The organism is Drancourtella massiliensis, assembly GCF_016900655.1.
Taxonomy (GTDB): Bacteria; Bacillota; Clostridia; order Lachnospirales; family Lachnospiraceae; genus Sellimonas; species Sellimonas catena.
In genome coordinates this window covers 1-262 of sequence record NZ_JACJKH010000131.1, presented here as the reverse complement: position 1 = coordinate 262, position 262 = coordinate 1, and the positions used below count along the sequence as shown (strand labels likewise).

The window sequence follows — 262 nt, the reverse complement described above, 5'->3', positions numbered from 1 at the left end:
GTTTGCGTGCCTGCACGCGACCGAGCAGCCTGGCTGCGAGGTGTAGTGTCGACACTTCTGACTGATTTTTATCAGTCATATGAAATCTGAAGTTTTCTTCAAACCTCATATCACGGATAACGTTTTTCTTTTTTTTGTAGCTGGCGGTCACCTGCTCTCCCACACCGTCTCCAGTGCAGTACCATCGGCCGTCTGGGGCTTAACCATCGTGTTCGGGATGGGTACGGGTGTTTCCCCCAGGCGCATCACCACCAGCGAAGCT

At 52.7% G+C, this 262-nt stretch carries 1 rRNA gene; it reads right to left on the bottom strand.

From position 1 onward, the window contains the following. Window positions 1-138: 138 nt before the first annotated feature. Window positions 139-256 (bottom strand): 5S ribosomal RNA (gene rrf / locus H6A32_RS16055). Window positions 257-262: the final 6 nt, after the last annotated feature.